Below are 19,626 nucleotides of genomic sequence, written 5' to 3'. Positions count from 1 at the left end.
TCTGCCAGCAACCTGACAGATTTTTATGTATTGAATTCACCGGAATTGTTTTATGGATTGTCACCCGTCGCTTCCTGAGCAAGCGGAACATCGTTTGGTGCATTTTCCAGCGTTTTATCTAAAGTAAACAGAGACTCGTCAGTAGCACGGTCACCACCTGCAATTTTCAGTTTATCCATAAGGTTCATCGCAAGGGTTTCTTCTTCGATCTGTTCCTGAACGAACCACTGCATAAAGTTCCATGTCGCCCAGTCTTTTTCCTCTAATGCCATATCTACCAGTCTGTAAATCGCAGTCGTATTGTCCACTTCGTGTTTGAATACGCCTTCAAAACATGCGGTAAGAGATTCAGGATCGGCTGGTGGAGCAGGTATAGCTTCCACTTTCGGTTTTCCTCCCCTGTTCAGAACATATTCCATAAATTTGATGGAATGGTTTCTTTCTTCCTGCGCGTGTCTGTAAAGGAAATTGGCAATTCCCTGGTATCCTTTATCGTCTGCCCAAATTCCGTAAGATAAAAAAACATGTGATGCATGGATCTCTTTATTCATCTGATCACTAAGCGCTTTTTCCATCGCTTCGGAAAGTCTGTTGGTATTCATAATTCATATTTTTTAGTGATTATGAATCAATACGATGCAAAAATGATTCCGAGAAGATTTGATCACCCTATTTTGTTTTTGTGGTATTTATAAAACATTGAATATCTTAATTTTACATAAACAATTTATAGTTATTCTAAACTTCTGTACTTATGGATCGTCAGTTTTTGTCAGCAATGCTTTTCAATCTTCCGAAGATTTCTGACTTCGCTGAATGTCTATTTATACTTTTTAGGGAGCTTTTCCCGCTTTCCGTTGCAATCTTTTTGCACCCCACCGCTGTCAGGCTTTGCCTGTCGAAACATGCAAAAAGGATTTTCTCTGCAATCGAGGCTAGGGTGAATGTCATTAATTTTACAATTCAACTTTACAGAACCACCCGTCTTCTCCCTGTGGTCGAATCCACCCATCCAAAGGAGGGGAATTTGTTTCCGTCATTTATTTTAAATATCAGATCGTAGGTAAAGCACCTCCATCAACCGAATAATTCACTCCTGTGATGTATTTCGCTTCAGGGGAAACAAGATAAGCGACAAGACTTGCAACTTCATCAGGTTCAGCCATTCTTCCCATCGGAACATTCAGCTTTTGCATGACTGATTGATAAGCTTCTTCCGGCGTAACGGAAGATGACTGCGCCATATTCTGAATGAATTCCAGCATGAGCGGTGTCTCTACCAATCCGGGCGATACTACATTAACACGGATTCCATGGGCGGCCACTTCATTGGCCAATGCTTTACTGTAAGCGTTCAGTGCTGCTTTTGCGGAAGAATATGACATGGTCATTTCCCACACCGGCAGTTTCGCCGCTCCCGTAGAAATGTTTACAATCACTCCGCTTTTTTGTTCGATCATTACCGGCAATAATGCTTTGTTGATCCGTACCACCGACATAAAATTCGTCTGCCAGTCATTATTCCAGTGCTCATCGGAAAGTGTACTGAAACCTCCGCCCGGACTTAAATTGGCTCCCGCATTATTAACGATAATATCTATTCTTCCGTATTTTTCCAGAATCTCCGCAGCAATGATTTTCGCACTTTCAGGCTCAGCAAGATCTGCTTGAATAAAATATTGTCCTTCTTTATTTTCTGCAGGAGCTTTACGGGCTGTTATTACCACCTGAATACCTGAATTGCTTAAACGATCGGCGATCGCTTTGCCAATGCCTTTTGTTCCTCCTGTTACCAGAGCAACCATTTCCTTTAATGAATGATTCATATTTTTTTTGTTTAAATGAGTTGCAAAGTAAATTACAATACTTTACTTTTGCAAGTAGTTACAACAATGTATAGTAATAACATAAAGTAAAGTATTAAACATAATCAATCAGTTATGGCTAAAAAAAATATAGAACATCCTGAAGAAAAATGTGCGCTTCAGGAAATACTGGGCGTTATTGGCGGAAAATGGTCGATGTCCATCATTTATGCACTGTTCACCGGTAAAAAACGTTTCAGTGAACTGGAAAGGCTTATTCCCAATATCAGTACCCGAATGCTCGTGAAAGAACTGAAGAATATGGAAGCCAACGGAATTGTGATTAGAGAGGTATTTGCAACGGTTCCTCCAACGGTTGAGTATACTTTAACGACAAAAGGCGAAAAATTAGAACCTATTATTAACGAACTGCATAAATGGGGCGTTGAATATGTGATCTGATTATTGAAAAAGAATCTTTTTTCAACCACAGATTTCTCAGATGGCCACAGATGATCGTGTGGTTTTTTTGTTATTCTGAATAGAGCAAAGCGGAATGATGAATTTTTTTATTGCCCGCAGATTTCGCAGATGATTGTGTTATAGTTGTCATTCTGAGAGCAGCGAAGAATCTCTATAATAAAAGTTTAAGATTCTTCACTACTATTTTTGAGACAGCTTCAGTACTTATTTAATCTGTTTTGCTGTATAATCACTTTCGTTTCCTAACCGGTCGATAGCTTTTATAGCAACTGCATTTAAGGTTTTTCCGTCTTTAGACTTCGGAATTTCTTTTGAAAGCTGATCAAGCGTCAGGATTTCGGTTTCCCAAATACCGTTGTACTGCGTAAAAAGTACCCATTGGAAAACCTCCTTTATATTTTTTGTACTCCAGCTTACCTGTATAAAACTTCCGTTATCATTAATGAACAGGCTTGGTGTCTGTAAAGGTATCGCTTTCAGCCAAGGTGTTTTCGGAACCAGGGCTTTCTCTTTATAAGGTCCGTTCTTTAGTGCCGGAAGCATGCCCGGATTTTTGGTGAGTCCGGCAATACTCCAATGGATTTCGCCGGCATTATTTCCCAACACCTGTCTTGAAATATTAATCTGATTTTTAATTTCTGCAGGGCGGTCAGAAGATCTTATTTCCACGGTATTCAATCCCGGCCAGAGATGACGGTTTAAGGTATTTTCTGATTTCCACCATTGCAATAAAGGTTCAAAAGGCTGCCCTTTTGATTCTACCGGCCAGTACAGCTGGGGCGAGAAATAATCTACCCAGCCTTTATTCAGCCATAATTTAGCATCAGCATATAATTCGTCATACTGAGAGGATCCTACAATCCCCTGCGGATAACCCGGTTTCCAGATTCCGAACGGGCTGATCCCGAACCGGACATAGTTTTTCTCAGCATGGATTTCCTTATAGATCCTTTCCACAAATTTGTTTACGTTATCCCTTCGCCAATCTGCTCTTGATAATGTCCCTCCGTTTCTGAGATATTCGTTCCAGCTTGCATTATCAGGAAAATCTGCTCCTTTGTTGTAGGTAGCATACGGATAAAAATAATCGTCAAAATGAACAGCATCAATATCATAACGCTTTACAATATCTTTCACTACATTGGAAACGTGGCCCTGGGTTTTCGGATTAGCAGGATCAAACCAGTACATTCCGTTCTTCAATCTGATCACAATGTCCGAAAGTTTATTCACCATTGACAAACTGTTGGGCGTTCCTCCGTTGGAATGATGGGCACGGTAAGGATTCAGCCAAACGTGAAGCTCGAGACCTCTTTTATGGGCTTCTTCAATCCAGAACTGCAGCGGATCATAATTGGGATAAGGCGCCGTTCCGGTCTTACCCGTCAGAAAGTAGGACCAAGGTTCGATATTACTGGTGTATAAAGCATCGCCGGAAGGTCTCACCTGGAAGATCACGGCATTGAAATTATTATCTTTCAGCATATCCAGCATGCTGATCGCCTCTGCCTTCTGCTGATCAACGGAAAGGTTATTTCTTGAAGGCCAGTTGATGTTGGCCACACTGGCAATCCAGGCGCCGCGGAATTCTCTTTTAATTTCAGGGAGCACCGTCCTGAAGGTTTCATCGGGCGGAATTACAGCTTCCGGTTTTGGGCCAGCTGGTGGTGAAGTTTTATTTTTAGCGGTATTTTTTGAAGGCATGGAAGCTTTTACTGCATTATTCTGTGTGGAACAAGCCATGAATGATGTAAAAACTCCTGATAATATGATTAGTTTTAAGTAATTTATTCTCATATCTGCAAAACTACATTAATTTATTTTGTTGATTTAAATTACGATAATAAAATTAGTTAAAAGCTAAGAACGTAAAGATTTTTTTGAGTAGTAATGTATTTTTAAACGCAAAGCGCGCGAAGGTTTTTTGACTACTAAGTGTTTTTAAGGTCGCAAAGGCGTTCTACTCAGCGAAGAGCGTGAAGAGATAAAATGCTCCCGCTGATTTCACGGATGGCGCAGAAGATCTTATTCCGTAAACTGTTTAAAGCTTGTAAATATGCTGAGCGCTTTTATTTTATCAGGAGGTTGTCATGCTGTAAGCATCTTGATATCGAAATGTTTTTAACGCAAAGGACGCAAAGAGTTTTTAACTACTAAACGTTTTTAAGGACGCAAAGGCGTTCTACTCAGCGAAGAGGTGAAATGGTACAGAAAGCAAATTAAGTTTTTATTCTCCCGCTGATTTCACGGATGGCGCAGATCTTATTCCATAAACTGTTTAAAGCTTAAATATGCTGAGCGCTTTTATTTTATCAGGAGGTTGTCATGCTGTAAGCATCTTGATATCGAAATGTTTTTAACGCAAAGGACGCAAAGAGTTTTTAACTACTAAACGTTTTTAAGGACGCAAAGGCGTTCTACTCAGCGAAGAGGTGAAATGGTACAGAAAGCAAATTAAGTTTTTATTCTCCCGCTGATTTCACGGATGGAGCGGATCTTATTCCGTAAACTTTTTAAAGCTTGTAAATATGCTGAGCGCTTTTACTTCATCGGGAAATTGTCATGCTGGAAGCATCTTGATATCGTAATGTATTTTTAAACGCAAAGAGCGCGAAGAGTTTTTTGAATACTAAGTGTTTTTAAGGGCACAAAGGCGTTCTACTTAGCGAAGAGTGCAGAGAATTTTAGAAAGTAATGTATTTTAATTTCTCCCGCTGATTTCACGGATGGCGCAGATTTTTTTTAACCTTTACTTATCAGGAGATTGTCATGCTGGAAGCATCTTGATATCGTAATGTATTTTTAACGCAAAGAGCGCGAAGAGTTTTTTTTGACTACTAAATGTTTTTAAGGGCGCAAAGGCGTTTCACTCAGCGAAGAGCGCAAAGAGATAAAATGCTACAGAAAGAAAGCTAAGTTTTATTCTCCCGCTGATTTAACGGATGGCGCAGATTTTATATAGGTATTATTTAAACAAAAAAAGCTCCGGAATTCGGAGCTTTGATATTAGTGAAAGTGGGATTAGGCTTTTGCTGATCTTTCCACTTTTTTTCTTTCTTCTTCGGAAAGGAGTTTCTTTCTCATACGGATGAAATTCGGAGTTACCTCGATGGCTTCATCAGCCTGGATGTATTCCATACATTCTTCCAGTGAGAATAAGATTTTCGGAGCAACACCGGTATCTTTATCTTTACCCGCAGCTCTCATGTTATTCAGCTGTTTTGCTTCAACGATGTTTACCACAAGATCTCCAGGTTTGTTCTGTTCTCCGATAATCATTCCTGCATAGATTTCCTCTCCCGGATCTACGAAGAACTTACCTCTGTCCTGTAGTTTGTTGATGGAATATTCTGTTGCAGGACCTTGGGTTTTGCTGATCAACACCCCATTGTTTCTTCCCGGAATGGCTCCTTTGAAAGGCTTGTATTCCGTGAAACGGTGCGCCATAATGGCTTCTCCGGCGGTAGCGGTTAGCATCTGGGAACGCAATCCGATCAGACCTCTTGAAGGAATTTCGAATTCCATATGCTGCATTTCGCCTTTCGTTTCCATAATGTGAAGATCTCCTTTTCTCTGGGTAGCCAGATCGATTACTCTTGAAGCATACTCTTCAGGAACGTCTACTACCAAAGATTCGTAAGGCTCACAGCTTACTCCGTCGATTTCTCTAAGGATAACCTGTGGCTGACCGATCGTCATTTCGTACCCTTCTCTTCTCATGGTTTCGATCAAAACCGATAAGTGAAGGATCCCTCTACCGAATACAAGGAAAGTATTGGCATCGTCGGTCTGCTGTACTCTTAATGCTAAGTTTTTCTCTAATTCTTTGGTTAATCTTTCTTTCAGGTGGTTAGAGGTAACATATTTGCCGTCTTTCCCGAAGAAAGGTGAATTGTTGATAGAGAACGTCATGTTCAAGGTAGGCTCATCGATCGCCGTTCTTTCCAATGGTTCAGGATTTTCCAGGTCCACGAAAGAGTCTCCGATCTGGAAAGCGTCGAAACCTACAACAGCACAGATATCACCTGCCTGAACTTCAGTTACTTTTTTCTTTCCTAAACCTTCGAAAACGTATAGTTCTTTAACTTTTCCTTTTGCAATTTTACCTTCTGCCTGAGCCAGTCCGATCCACTGGGATTCTTTAAGCTCGCCTCTTGTTACTTTCCCGATGGCAATTCTTCCTAAGAAAGAAGAATAATCAAGAGAAGTAATCTGCATCTGAAGGTTTCCTTCCGTTACTTTCGGTTCAGGAACATATTGAAGGATACCGTCCAGCAAAGGGAAAATATCTTCAGTCTGCTCCAATGAAGTGTTGAACCATCCCTGTTTTGATGATCCGTAGAACGTTGGGAAATCCAACTGCTCTTCGGTAGCGTCAAGGTTGAAGAACAGATCAAATACCTGATCGTGAACCTCATCCGGACGACAGTTCGGCTTATCTACTTTGTTGATAACCACCAATGGTCTTAATCCTAATTCCAGTGCTTTCTGAAGTACGAATCTGGTCTGTGGCATCGGTCCTTCGAAGGCATCCACCAAAAGGATTACCCCGTCTGCCATTTTCAATACCCTTTCTACCTCTCCCCCGAAATCGGCGTGACCCGGTGTATCGATTACATTAATTTTCGTGTCTTTATAAGTAACAGAAATATTCTTGGATAAGATCGTGATTCCTCTTTCTCTTTCAAGGTCGTTGTTATCCATAATTAACTCCCCACTCTCCTGATTTTCCCTGAAAATATTGGTAGCGTGGATGATCTTGTCAACCAATGTGGTCTTCCCGTGGTCAACGTGTGCGATGATCGCAATATTTCTAATGTTTTGCATAAAAGATTTTTACGGGTGCAAAAGTAGTGATTTTTAATGAAATACTTGCTAATAAGTTGTGTTAATTAACAAATTCATAATGAGGGTGTTTTGTAAATTTATATAATAGTGTTTAAAGATTAACTTTTATAATGCTGATTTTTAACATTAAGATTTTATAAGGAGTCTAAGAATATCTTTGATATTTAATAAGCCGGGAGCTCTTGTTTATGCTACCTAATTAATTTTTACCGCAAAAGAAACAAAGACTTTGATAAAGTTATTCAACAGGTAAAAGAATACAACAGTTTAACATCTTTGATTTTTTTCTTTAAGAACTCTTTATTTGAATAGTCCAACATTTGGTTACGTCGAAGCTTGGTTTATGGCTATGCATTTAAAAAGATAAAATAGATAAACAGAGCCTGAATCAGGACGATTAATGCGAACTTCAACAAAAATGATCTCTTTGAAATTTTATGCCTGAAAACAAGCATTCCCAGCAAAGCTCCGATCGTTCCGCCTAAGAAAGTCAGGGACAACAAGGTGGACTCCGGGATTCGCCGTTGGTGCTTCACCGCTTTTCTTTTATCGATTCCGAAGATGATAAACGTGATAATGCTGATGACTGCTATTGCGTAAAACATGCTGCAAATCTAAGATAAAAAAATGAGCCTGATTTTTTACCTTTGCATTCTAAATATCATCTATGACGATACAGGATCTCGCGGGAAGTTATGCCATTCAGGGCAGCAATCAGGAGGAGGCAGGCGGCAGTTCCTACCAGGGAATCCTGACTTTATCCCTCGACGAAAACAACCGCATCATTGCCGAATGGCTCATCGGCGACCACGAACAGCACGGCACCGGCTTCTACAAAGACGGCATTTTAGTCATCAACTTCCGCTACGAAGGTGACGACCAAAAGATCTATAAAGGGGTTGCTGTTTATCGTTGGATCAACAAAGATGTGCTCGACGGCTTCTGGTCTGAGAAGCATGGGGATCCGAGGTTTCTGGGAACTGAGTATGGTGTGAGGATTTTTGGTGGCGGGGTGGTGAATTGATGGGTCATTGCGAGCGAAGCGAAGCAACATCAAACAACTATTTCAGCATTAACCTACTCTATTACCTATGAACTTTCCTAATTTGATTTTCTTCAAATGCTCTTCTTTACTAAAAATTAATGAATAACTATTGCTTTCTAATTTCTGTGAATACCAAAGGTAGTTATCCAGTTTTTCAAAGTTATTAATTTCTGAAAGCCGATTAAGTTCAGATAATGCCTGTACAAAATTAGCGTCTGTAATTTTTTTGTAGCCAGTTTTAATATGATATTCTATAATCACTTTTGGATAAGCTATTTTTACCAAGCTATCATAAATAGGAAATTGGTAACCCGTAAGAAAATACAAATATTTAGAAATAAGAGAAACCGCTTTTTTCTCTTTTTGACCTACAGAATTATAACCATACTTTTCATAAAATAGTTTTTCTAAAACCTCAGACTTTTTGTTATTTATATATGTAGTCGCTTCATCAATTAGTTCTTCATCAGAATATTGAGCCAATGCTTCTGCCAATTCTTCCAAGCCATAATAACGTTTATTCATTTGTGTAGAATATAGTGAGTCTATTAAATGCAAGCGAAGTTTAACTCTATCAAATCGATCTTCTACGAACATCTGAAAGCATTTGCTAATAAATGCTTTTTCTTTGGCATAATGCGAAGATTGTAAATCTAAATAAGCTTTATCAACTTCAGTCCTAAAATCAAGTAAAGATTGAGAATTTTGTTCCATCTGATTGAATTCTACATTAATCTTATTAGATAATACCCCTCATAATTTTATCGATTAAATCGACAATGTACTTTGCAGATTCCTGGCTACATTCATCCTGAACAGTTCTATTATCATTTATTCTGTAGTTGATTGCTTTTATCAATCTAAAATTATTGTTTTTTGCTTCTTTACGCAAAAAACTGTCTACGTTATTATATACTCTGCTTGCAGCAATAATGATATCACATTGTAAAAAGCAATTATTCAGATGAGAGCGTAGATGGGATTGTAACTCATCACCCATCGACGACATTCCTATTACAAAACCGTTGCAATTGAAAATTTCATAAATCTCTCCCCTTAGTAAAGGCAACGAATAAGTATGATGAACATTGATGTATTTTTTTTCTAATTCGTGTTTGATAATCTAAATTGTTATTGTTTTCCCACTTCTGGCTTTACCCCATATTTGTATGAGTGCTTTTTGATTCATAGTTTTTTAGTTTTATGTTTTTAATCTCTTCTGAATTCAAAAAATATTTATTTAATTTTTTCACAACAAAATTAAGACCTGACATTGCAGGTGATGAATCTTCTTTTAATAATCCAGTAACTGAACGGATGAAAAGTCCTTGAAAAACAATTTTCTTTTCTTCTTCTGATACATCTACATTATCACTTAGAGAAATATAGAGTTATTGTCTTTCGCATTCACATAAATTAACGCACCTAAAGTAGTCCAAGGAGTTTTTCCCTGTGAGTTAAGCTGTTTATCATGAATGAATGATTTTACTAATTGGGATCGGTGTATTTCATTTTAGTTTTTCTCAGATTTATCATTAGGGGATCTCCTGATATCTAGTGCTTTAGCTAGCTTTTCAAATTTAGTATTATCATCTCGTTTTTCATTTAACAAATTTCTAAAACCATCTTTATCTTGTTGCGAGACATTTCTATAAATTGTCTTTATATAATCTGAATTATTAATTAGCAATTCGATGAATGTAGTATCTGAAAGAAAATCATTTTTTATTACTAATCTAAATACATCAAATCTATCTTGTAGTAAATTATATTTTATAAAGTATGGTAATAAATTCTTAGCTTTTCCAATGTTGAGCACAATTGATGAGTTTAAAATTCCATCTAAAATATTTTTGAATGTGTTAATAATTGATATATTGGAATTGTTCGAATCATAGACTTTTAAAATGATCCACCATTGTTTACTTATCGTATTACCAGTTTTTAATAATTCAATAAATTTATTTTCATATACATCTAAGGACTCCTGAGTAAGATTTTTTAATTCTAAATATGCAAAATATTTGAAATGAACATCTGATTCATTATCAAAAACAGCCTCATAAGTATCTTTGTCAAAATTTTTAAAATCTGTATTAAAAACTTCTAAAAAATCTTTTGTCATTCTAGAGTCCTGATTCTTAATGGAATCGTTAATAAATTCATCATCTAGCTTATTAACGTCAAAATTATCCTTATTAATTGCCCACTTATTTAATTCGATAAATAATTCACTATCATCTATTTTTAAACTTTCTTTAATTTCTTGATATTTGTTTATTAAATCAATAACATTTGCTGTCTTTTTTAAAGAAGGTAGCGGAAACATTGACGAAATAATCTGTTTAAACAATGGTGCATTTTCAAATGTCTTAGATAATAAAAGTAATTCACCATAAGAGATGTACTGCAAAATTATTTGTGCAATTTTACCAGCCCTCTCTTCATCTTCCGTATTAAGAACATTATTAAAAGTACTTTTGTAAGAGGAACTAAATGTATTTCCTTTAGCGATTCTCATAGAAATTAATTCGTTTATAATTGGTAAATCTGATGAAGTATTATTAGCATAAATATTATAAACCTTAACATCTTCTAATAAGTTTTTCAAATCACCAGCTTCTTTCACAGTTTCTTTTATTTTAACTAAAGTATTATTTGCTAATTCAATATCATTTTGATCTATAAATTTGTTCAATGCAGTTCTTAGCGATTCTCGATATTGCCTAAATTTTGCAGTTTTAGCAAGTATATCAGTATGCTCTAATTCAAAAATTTCATCAATTGTTAATTTAGAGAGATGCAAATCCAGTTGATAATAATTTGGCTTAAATTTATACTTTTCAAAATCATCACTTTTGTATTCAATTAATTTTATAAAATTACTAGCAGAGATTGGTTTTTCATTTAAAGTAGCGCTAATTCTATTATCTCCTAAATCTTTTGAGATATCGTCTATCAAATCTGCATAATTTTCTATATTACTGTCATCTATTAATGTATAATAATTTGCTAGTAATTTAGATAAGTAAATATCATCAGAAATATTTTTCAATAAAGTTAATTGCCATTTTTCAATTTCTAACTTGCTACCAATATCCAATCCTAGTATCCTACTATAAAATAAATCCCACGCTTGACTAATATGTAATTTTGAAAGATTTGTTTCCTCATTTAATTTTGATAATGTTAAAATTGGATTTTCTAAAATCTCAAGTTCGGTAATTGCAGAATTGAAGATAGAGTCAATAAATTCAGATTTGCATATTTTATTAAATTGCTCTACATCATTTTTATTCATTGAATCTTTCAACTCTTGAGTATATATGAGTTCTATTGCCTTCTCCACATCAATATGATAAACTATTGCAGTTAGTTGTTTTGCAAAATCTTTATCGTTGCTATAAAACGCTTGTAAACCTTTTAGGTATTCTAAATTTGTTATAGCATTTAGAGGATTCTTTAAAATATCGTCTTTTTTTAGAACAAAAATTGCAACATATCTTTCTTTAAAATTGTTGTCTAATAATTTGATTGTAAGTATTTCGTTTATAAAATATATAATTTCTCGTGGTGTTATTCTTCGATTTAAGAACTCATAAACTTGGACAACCAATCTTAATTCATCTTCATCATAGCTTGCAAAAGCTTTTTTCCATTGGTCAGTAAAAAACTTTTTCCAGTTAGACATAATTGGCAAAGTAATTCTAAATACAATATCAAAAGTTTTATTTACATAATCATCCCCAAATTTAGTATCTGAACCGTTTAATTCTTTAAAGGCATTTTGGATATGCTCTCTATCAAAAGGAATAATGACTTTAATATTTTTATATTTTTCCTCCGCAAAAAATATATGTATAGAGGACCATATGTTTAATATATGTCTTTTGGGAAGTCGATCAAAATTATCAAAAACTATAACAACTTTTTGATTTAGATCCGAATCAATATCTCTCATCCAACTACGGAATTCTTTTACAGTAGGTTCTTTTTCACTAATTAACTCTATTTTAGTTTCATCAACTTTTTGATTATTATATATTTTAAATAACTGTTGTGTCGCGTCAAAGCTATACTTTTTAAATCTTTGAAAAGCTGTCAACTTATTCTGTTTATCATTTAATCCTTTGTTTCTCAATCTTAAATAATAGTATATGAATAAACTAAACAATAAAAGGATTGGTAAAATAACAAGTATAATTTGCCAATAAAAATGCAGTCCTTTTGCAAATGTATTTACCGTGGGAATATATATTATTAATAATAGTGAAATGATGAAACCAATACTTAAATGAGGAATGTTTGTAGTAGTTGTATTTTTCTGTTTACTAGTAAGAATTTTTAGTTTCTCATTCCAATCATTTTTTCCATTAACAATACCAGTAATTGTTATAAAATCAGTAATCTCAGAAAGTATTGAATGTCTTTGTTCATCTTCTTGATGCCCCCAAACATCATAAACAAAAAATTTATGAGTATTTTCAAGTTTTTTATCAAGCAGTCTAACCAAGTTACTTTTACCAGAACCCCATTCACCATCAATGCCAATAATCTTAAATTCTGGATCATTGATAATTTTGTCACTAATTACTTGCGCTATTTTATCTTGTGATTTATTTTCGAACAAATCTTCACCTAAAGGTTGATTCGTCAGAAACTTTAATACCTTCTCGTTTGTAGAATTCTCTGTCATAGTTTTATAGTTATCAGTTTTAGTTTTTTATTACCGCACAACCTTCACAAACACTCCAATTACCTTAAAATTCAACATTTCTTCATCCCTTAAAATAATGGGTTGATAAGTTTTTGTAGATAAGGGTTCCAATGTAATTTCTTCATGATGCCACCCTTCTTCATCAACTGCTTTTTTACTTGAGTATTTTTTTATGGTATAATGAGCTCCGGTTTCACTGTCAAAAATATCACTGCCTTCAACCAAAATAATTAAACCATTTCTACTTCCTCCTGTATATTTCCTAAAAAGACAAAAACTACCATTAGGAATAACTTTATTCATTGATTCGCCGACTACTCTACATATAAAATAATCATGGGGTAAGTTTAGATTATGAACTTCAATAAACTTTGCATCTCCTGCGGATTGCAGATCTGAGAAACTACCTGCTGCAATTTCCAAATCATAAAAAGGAACAGTGTTTTCGGTAGGCTCGTCCAAGATTTCCAGAGGTGCTTGTTGTTCATCTTTTTCTTGATAGATCGGAATAAACTGAGAAAAATATTTACGAAGATTATGATTAGAGACATAAATATAGGTACCCTCAATCCCCCTTAACAAAATAGTCTTATAGATATTGATCACATAATCAAGCAGAACCTTAGAATCGTTGATAGAATTCTTTCCATTTTTATCTTTGTACCGGTCTTTATAGATAATAAACTCTTGAGTCGAAAAATCATAATCCAATTCAGGTCCTATAATAATTCCCGCATAATTGAGATCATATCCTTGAGTAGTGTGAATACACCCCACTTCATTAATTGCATTGGAGGAATTTACCCAATCTTTATCAGTACTGTTCCACTGTAATAAAGTATCTTCAATAACAATATCGAACTTCGATTTATCATTTTTAGAAATCCATTCCCATGCAAAACCAGCAATCATTCTGGATAAACCTTTTTGATCTTCTTTCAACTGTATTTGATTGACCATTTCATTGATATCATCAAATAACTTAAAATCATAAAAGCCAATATTAATTTTCGGATCGTCAATATTTATATTTCTATCAAACAAATGATGAATTAACTTTACATAATTATTCCCTCCTTTTACACGAAACTGGGTTCGTAGCTTTTCATTCCGCGTCGTTGGAAGATTTTTTAAAGCATAAAAACTTTCCTTTGAAACATCAGATGGTTTAATAGATTGGAACTGATCATAAAAGATAATTGACTTTGTACTTTGCAATTGTACCCAATCTAATTCTGAAGAAGTATATTTATCAAGACCTAGAGTTTCAGAGTTCTTATCAAAAGTTCCAAAATAGGAGCCTAAATTCACTCTTCTTCGCAAACGATGACCTTCATCTACAATTAGCAAATCATATTTTTGCTTTACAATTTCGGAAGGTCCAATGACCATTTTACTTGAGAGCCCTTTTATATTTTTAAAGACATTAGAAATAGTCTGGCGAAAAGAAGCCATGGGAATGACAAGAGCCATACTTAACTCGCCATATTTTTGTTTTACCAATTCTAATAAATGAAAAATATCTATATCATTTTCATCAAAATCTGATTCATTAAAATCACCCAGATTTGTTTTTAAAAGTTTAAATAAGAAAATAGCTAAAATAGATTTACCTGTTCCAGCACCTCCTTGTATAAGACTAACTTTTGCATTATCATCAAGAAGGCAATTCAGAATCATTCTAAGCCCCTTTATCTGTTCCCTTGATAACGATTTATAAGGTGAATATTTGAATAAATCAGAATTATCAATATCGTGAAGATAATGTCTAGCAATACCTAAGGCTTTTAATTCCCCCCAAATGTTCTTAAATAATTCCCAATAGATTTCTTTTTGCTGATAATATTGATGATTTGAAATACCTAGATTACCATTTTGCAGAGAATACGTTCCATCTGCAGAAATATATTTGATAAGATTCGATTCAACATCTAAAGTTGCAGATTTATTAAACTGATCACTTAAAATTAAATTGACAGTATTTAATCTCTGCTTTCTTTCACTTTTAGAATGTGTTTTTAATCTGCTGAGAACATCTGTTGTTTCACCTACATAAGCCTCTTTAGTTTTATTCTCTTCTAAAAAATAGACGAGTGGCCAGTTAAGAAAATCTCTATGATTATCAATTATTTCAGATTCCAGATTATTGTCAAAAGGATATTGTCGAATAGAAAAGTTCATAAATTAATATTAATTCTACAATTCATTATATTTTGTTGCATTACCTCTTGATTTATCAACCGGATATTTTTCTGCATTTTTTCTAATTTTATCTAAAATAATTTCGTGAATATCTAAGTCATGCTTATTGGCTAAAAGTAAGGCATACATCAGAACATCAGCTAATTCTTCTTTAAGCTTATCAATATTAAAATCTTCATTTTCTTTCCATAAGAATAATTCTAAAAGTTCTGAAGCCTCAACAGATAAGGCAACAGCCAGATCTTTCGAGTTATGAAATTGTTCCCAATCCCTTTCATTCCTGAATTTTATTATTTCGTTTATAAGCGTGGTCATATTTTCCATAATTTCTAACTTTATCAAAGTTTAGACTATTAAAACTAAACTCCCTTAATATGATCAAAGATATTAATAGCTTTTCACTCTTTAAAGTATTTACAGTACTATTTGCAATCAATAGAATAGTAAATTATACATTGAAGATCTACATTAAGTTAATATTTTCGTAAAAATTGAATTATAGAATTGCAGCAACGCATTCTGCTCGGTAAGAACAATTTTCATGGTAAAAGTTTTTTTCAAATATAAATAAAAAAACAAAATCATTATTTACTGAAAACCGTAAAGACATTATGATTTACTCAACAATATTACAGTGACATACGATGATCAGGACATCATCCGTACAAACACCTACCCCTCATTTTAGTCATTTTCACGGATTCGCAAATCACAATTTGTCCCGAACTTTACTCTGTTATTTAAAAATAAATAATCAGCATTCATTCAACAAAAACGATCAACCAAAAACAAAAATATCATGACAAATCCAACATTAGATGCTTATCAGCAGATATTCGGGATGGCCTGCCTTGTGGGCCGTTCCTCAGGGTACAAAGGTACCGCGAGTGAATTACAGCAACAGCTGCAATACGACCTTTCTTTCTACCTGAATAATGTTCCGCCTGTAACCGTTCTGGGACAGACCGGTCCTTCTATCGCCGATGCTTCGGTTACGCCGGTGCTGGGCAGCTGGAACCTGGTTTGGGGCCCTGCTCTGTTGCAGGAAAACAACGATGATGTTTCCGATAATGCCGTATTTGTAGCGCAGTGTGATGCCGTGGCATTTCCGGGCGGACCTGTAATGCCAACCTACGTCGTAGCCATCGCCGCCACCAACCCCGATTCCTTATACGACTGGGAATCTGAAGATTTTTCCGTTTCACAGGTGGTCAATTGGAGTACGTATAATCCATCCAGTTTCAGTCCATCTGATTACAACGGTACCGATCCCTATATTTCACTCGGAACCGCTACGGGAATCAGCAATCTTCTGGGACTTACGACTGTAGAAACTGCCGCAGCTCCGGGAACTACGCTTGAGCAATTCTTAAGTAGTGTGCAGCTTTCCGAAAATACTGCTGTAATTTTCTGCGGCCACAGCCTTGCGGGAGCCCTCTCTCCTACTTTGGCGCTGTATCTTACGGAACAGAAAAAGCTGGAGGCTTTTGATCTTACGCTGGTGTATCCTACTGCGGGAGCCACTCCGGGAGAGACTAATTTTGCCAATCTTTTCAATAATACATTTCCTGCATTGCCATCCGGCTGGGAAAAGCAATCGCTTCCTTACCAAAGCTGGAATACGATGCACTGGAATGACCTGGATGTCGTACCTCACGCATGGCAGAAACAGGATCTGCAACAGATAGCCGATCTTTACGGCCCATCACCCAATTTCTGGACTGAAGCCTCATTGCTGGCACTTCAGACGTATGCAATCGTAGATTCTACACAGTCGGGTGCTGTGTATACCCGGATTCAAAACAGTTCGCTGCCCGGAACGCTTCAGCATTCCATGGGAACTTCGGCAATTAATGTTCCTCCAAAATCAATACAGGATTTTGTAGAACAGTTGTTCATCCAGCATGTTGAAATGTATTCCGGTATTCCGACCAACGGTTCAAATCCTGAAGTTACCGGACTGATCCTTCCGCAGCCTTTGCCACCAACACCATCATCCTACACCAAAACAATACCTGGTATTTCTACTGTAACCGAAGCCGAAATGATTGCAAGAATCATTTCCCAGATCATCGGCTGGATTTCCAAACATGCCTTATCAGACATGAAATCCGCAGTGAAAGAAGAAAAATAACGCCGATATATTGATTTCATATAAAAGCCACCTGTTATAGATTTGCTGTAACGGGTGGCTTTGCTTTGGTAACGATGCCTTCGGGAACCTCAGGCATCGTTCCATATAACTATCAGATAAAAACAATGTATCAAAGGTGGCTGAGGCACTCGAAGCCACCCCTCCTATAGAGCCTCACGCATCGTTCAGTATAACTATTAGATAACAACAATGTACCAAAGGTGGCTGAGGATCAAATCACACTCTGCCTTCGAGAGCCTCAGGCATCGTTCCTGTACAATTCTTATAAAACACTAATACTCTAAATGAGGCACTCGAAGCCACCTTACTCTTTTGTTAGATCCCGGTAGGCAATTGCCAATTTCGGAAGAAGTTCCGGCATCCCGCTAATCAGTGCTTCTTTCTTTTTTCTGTTCCATCCCTGGACTTGTTTTTCGCGGTAGAAAGCAAGATCAATCCGGTGATATTCTTCATAATATACCAATTTTACGGGAAGTCTCTTTTTAGTGTGGCTGGCACCCTCTTCAATTTGGTGCTGTATGATTCTGCGATCAAGATCATTCGTACTCCCGGTATAATAACTTCCGTCGGAACAGAGAAGAATGTACATCCATCCTTTCATCATTTGCGTTTTTAACAGGTCAAAGATAAAACTTTTGACATTATACTCTGCCTTCGGGAGCCTCAGGCATCGTTCAGTATAACTATCAGATAATAACAATGTATCAAAGGTGGCTGAGGCTCTCGAAGCCACCTCTCCTACAGAACCTCAGGCATCGTTCAGTATAACTATCAGGTAACAACAATGTATTAAAGGTGGCTGAGGCTCTCGAAGCCACCTCTCCTACAGAACCTCAGGCATCGTTCCTGTACAAATTCTTATAAACACCAACACCTCAAAGGTGGCTGAGGCTCTCGAAGCCACCTAACCAAAAAAAACTCCACCGGTGTGGTGGAGATCAGTGTTACACTAAAGTAAAGCTTCCCAGGTGAACACTGTTCGAAGCCAATGTTTCCGTAGAATTATGAAAATAACTCCAGACCTGAATTTCTTTACCGTTATACAAGGCGGGAAGTGTAGCATCTACCGTAAGAGCGGTACGCAGGGCAATGGATTCGAAAATCTCGAATTGGTCAAGCTCTTCACAATAACAGACTACATTCACTTTGTCGCTTTCGGAAGCAGTGCCTTGTACCGAGTTATTCTCCCAGGTCAGCCTGATGATATTTCCGGGCTGTGCCGCTGCACCCACATTCTGAAAGCCGGTCAGGTCTCCTTTCGTAATCAGCACCTTATTATACATCAACTCCGGGATGGTACCTGCCATCTGTATTGCTTCGCTGATGGTGTAGGATACCGCCAAATTCACCCTGGATTTTGATCCGCTACGCGATCCGAAATACCGGGTCTGGATATTTTTTAACGGCTGCAGGAAACTGATCACCAGCTTAAATTTATCCTGCTGAAGCTGTTGCTTTTCACTTGGCGGCCTGCTGCTTGGTTTGGGAGTACTTCTGATAATATCCTGTCCGCGCCAGCTGGCTCCTACAATTGTTCCTACTTTTCCTGAAAATCCTCCGAGGATTCCTTTTGTTATTCTTGCCATTTCAATTAATTTTAAAGGTTAACAGAACGAAGATATAACGGAATATCTGTATTTTAACGACCCGTGAAAAGCGTGACCGGTTTTGACCGGCAATGCCTGTTTCTGACTGGTGCGGGTATCTGATTCTTCGGGAGTTGTTCGGGTCAGCTTCGGGAGTTGTTCGGAAAAAGCATGCTTTTTCCGAACAACTCCCGAAGAAACATACAACAACAGCCAAAGCGTTACCCTATGATGACAAATTATTCAAAATGATTATAAGTATCACATTCTGATTCATTTTCGTCAATTTGAGTAGATTTTTTTGAAAAAAATCGTATTGAGAAGTTATTTCCATGGATCTTTTCATTCACCGGTTCTCGATACATTTTTCTCCGCTGCGCTGCGAAAAACACTCGAACTGACGAATCTACTATCAAAATTTTTCAAAATGCACAACGGGTCATAAGTATATACAGCCAAAAAAAATACCCTCATTTTCTGAGGGTAGCTGTAAAAAAAGATTTCGGGTAAAATATTTTCCTGCCGATTCTGACATAAGGAATTTTCTGTGATTTCCTGATCCTGAACAAGGTACTGTCGCTGATATTCAGCAGTCTTTTAACATCGGCACTGTCATAATACTGAACTTCATTATTTTTTGATTTTTCAAGGGTTAACAGGATTTCTGAGAAAATTTCGATAATAATATTCATCAGCTCATCATGATGAAACGGAGGATGTGACTGGTTTTTCATTTTTGTGCTCTTTAATGGTCAATAATAATTTTGCTTTTTCCAGTTCAAACG

16 protein-coding genes are annotated in these 19,626 nt (G+C 36.4%); 3 read left to right on the top strand and 13 right to left on the bottom strand.

The window, feature by feature from the left end; all coding sequences use genetic code 11:
- Positions 1 to 50 precede the first annotated feature (50 nt).
- Positions 51 to 602, bottom strand: a complete 552-nt coding sequence (locus ODE14_RS02805) for a ferritin (RefSeq protein WP_248393729.1) — start codon at positions 600 to 602, stop codon at positions 51 to 53.
- A gap of 450 nt (positions 603 to 1,052) precedes the next feature.
- A complete protein-coding gene (locus ODE14_RS02800) occupies positions 1,053 to 1,826 on the bottom strand; it encodes an SDR family oxidoreductase (RefSeq protein WP_263602897.1) in 774 nt (257 codons plus the stop codon).
- A gap of 114 nt (positions 1,827 to 1,940) precedes the next feature.
- Here ODE14_RS02800 and ODE14_RS02795 point away from each other — a divergent pair, with 114 nt between their 5' ends.
- The gene (locus ODE14_RS02795; protein ID WP_263602896.1) at positions 1,941 to 2,267 is read left to right on the top strand and encodes a winged helix-turn-helix transcriptional regulator; all 327 of its coding nucleotides are present in this window, start codon (positions 1,941 to 1,943) and stop codon (positions 2,265 to 2,267) included.
- A gap of 225 nt (positions 2,268 to 2,492) precedes the next feature.
- On the opposite strand, the gene ODE14_RS02790 is transcribed toward ODE14_RS02795, so the two are convergent.
- The 3 genes from ODE14_RS02790 to ODE14_RS02780 form a co-directional block, all read right to left on the bottom strand.
- Positions 2,493 to 4,085, bottom strand: coding sequence for a glycoside hydrolase family 10 protein (locus tag ODE14_RS02790; protein ID WP_263602895.1), 1,593 nt, complete (start codon positions 4,083 to 4,085; stop codon positions 2,493 to 2,495).
- Positions 4,086 to 5,309: 1,224 nt separating this feature from the next.
- Positions 5,310 to 7,115 (bottom strand): translational GTPase TypA, encoded by a 1,806-nt coding sequence (typA, locus tag ODE14_RS02785; RefSeq protein WP_263602894.1) that lies wholly within the window; start codon positions 7,113 to 7,115, stop codon positions 5,310 to 5,312.
- 368 nt (positions 7,116 to 7,483) lie between these two features.
- On the bottom strand, positions 7,484 to 7,741 hold the full coding sequence (locus ODE14_RS02780) for a DUF1294 domain-containing protein (RefSeq protein ID WP_263602893.1): 258 nt from the start codon (positions 7,739 to 7,741) through the stop codon (positions 7,484 to 7,486).
- Between the two features lie 62 nt (positions 7,742 to 7,803).
- On the opposite strand from ODE14_RS02780, the gene ODE14_RS02775 reads away from it, so the two are divergent.
- The gene (locus ODE14_RS02775) at positions 7,804 to 8,160 is read left to right on the top strand and encodes a hypothetical protein (RefSeq protein WP_263602892.1); all 357 of its coding nucleotides are present in this window, start codon (positions 7,804 to 7,806) and stop codon (positions 8,158 to 8,160) included.
- Between the two features lie 48 nt (positions 8,161 to 8,208).
- Here ODE14_RS02775 and ODE14_RS02770 read toward each other — a convergent pair whose 3' ends face one another.
- The 5 genes from ODE14_RS02770 to ODE14_RS02755 form a co-directional block, all read right to left on the bottom strand.
- Complete coding sequence (locus ODE14_RS02770) at positions 8,209 to 8,895, bottom strand: hypothetical protein (protein ID WP_263602891.1); 687 nt, start codon at positions 8,893 to 8,895, stop codon at positions 8,209 to 8,211.
- Positions 8,896 to 9,335: 440 nt separating this feature from the next.
- Entirely contained in the window at positions 9,336 to 9,566 is a 231-nt protein-coding gene (locus ODE14_RS18720) for a DUF6161 domain-containing protein (protein ID WP_412059352.1), read from the bottom strand.
- Between the two features lie 128 nt (positions 9,567 to 9,694).
- Complete coding sequence (locus ODE14_RS02765) at positions 9,695 to 12,877, bottom strand: KAP family NTPase (protein WP_263602890.1); 3,183 nt, start codon at positions 12,875 to 12,877, stop codon at positions 9,695 to 9,697.
- A gap of 30 nt (positions 12,878 to 12,907) precedes the next feature.
- Complete coding sequence (locus tag ODE14_RS02760) at positions 12,908 to 15,079, bottom strand: DNA/RNA helicase domain-containing protein (protein WP_263602889.1); 2,172 nt, start codon at positions 15,077 to 15,079, stop codon at positions 12,908 to 12,910.
- 15 nt (positions 15,080 to 15,094) lie between these two features.
- Entirely contained in the window at positions 15,095 to 15,415 is a 321-nt protein-coding gene (locus ODE14_RS02755) for a nucleotide pyrophosphohydrolase (protein WP_263602888.1), read from the bottom strand.
- 484 nt (positions 15,416 to 15,899) lie between these two features.
- Between ODE14_RS02755 and ODE14_RS02750 the strand changes: the two genes are divergently transcribed.
- Complete coding sequence (locus ODE14_RS02750; RefSeq protein ID WP_263602887.1) at positions 15,900 to 17,234, top strand: lipase family protein; 1,335 nt, start codon at positions 15,900 to 15,902, stop codon at positions 17,232 to 17,234.
- 325 nt (positions 17,235 to 17,559) lie between these two features.
- Here ODE14_RS02750 and ODE14_RS02745 read toward each other — a convergent pair whose 3' ends face one another.
- From ODE14_RS02745 to ODE14_RS02735, 3 genes are all read right to left on the bottom strand, one after another.
- Positions 17,560 to 17,859 carry a GIY-YIG nuclease family protein gene (locus tag ODE14_RS02745; protein ID WP_263602886.1) on the bottom strand — a complete coding sequence of 100 codons (300 nt, stop codon included), beginning with the start codon at positions 17,857 to 17,859 and terminating at the stop codon, positions 17,560 to 17,562.
- Between the two features lie 340 nt (positions 17,860 to 18,199).
- On the bottom strand, positions 18,200 to 18,841 hold the full coding sequence (locus ODE14_RS02740) for a DUF6266 family protein (RefSeq protein ID WP_263602885.1): 642 nt from the start codon (positions 18,839 to 18,841) through the stop codon (positions 18,200 to 18,202).
- Positions 18,842 to 19,311: 470 nt separating this feature from the next.
- Positions 19,312 to 19,575, bottom strand: coding sequence for a helix-turn-helix domain-containing protein (locus ODE14_RS02735; RefSeq protein WP_263602884.1), 264 nt, complete (start codon positions 19,573 to 19,575; stop codon positions 19,312 to 19,314).
- Between the last annotated feature and the right edge of the window lie 51 nt (positions 19,576 to 19,626).

Origin of the sequence: Chryseobacterium sp. PET-29 (genome assembly GCF_025736815.1) — a bacterium.
Lineage (GTDB): Bacteria > Bacteroidota > Bacteroidia > Flavobacteriales > Weeksellaceae > Chryseobacterium > Chryseobacterium nepalense.
This window is presented reverse-complemented; position numbering and strand designations above follow the sequence as displayed.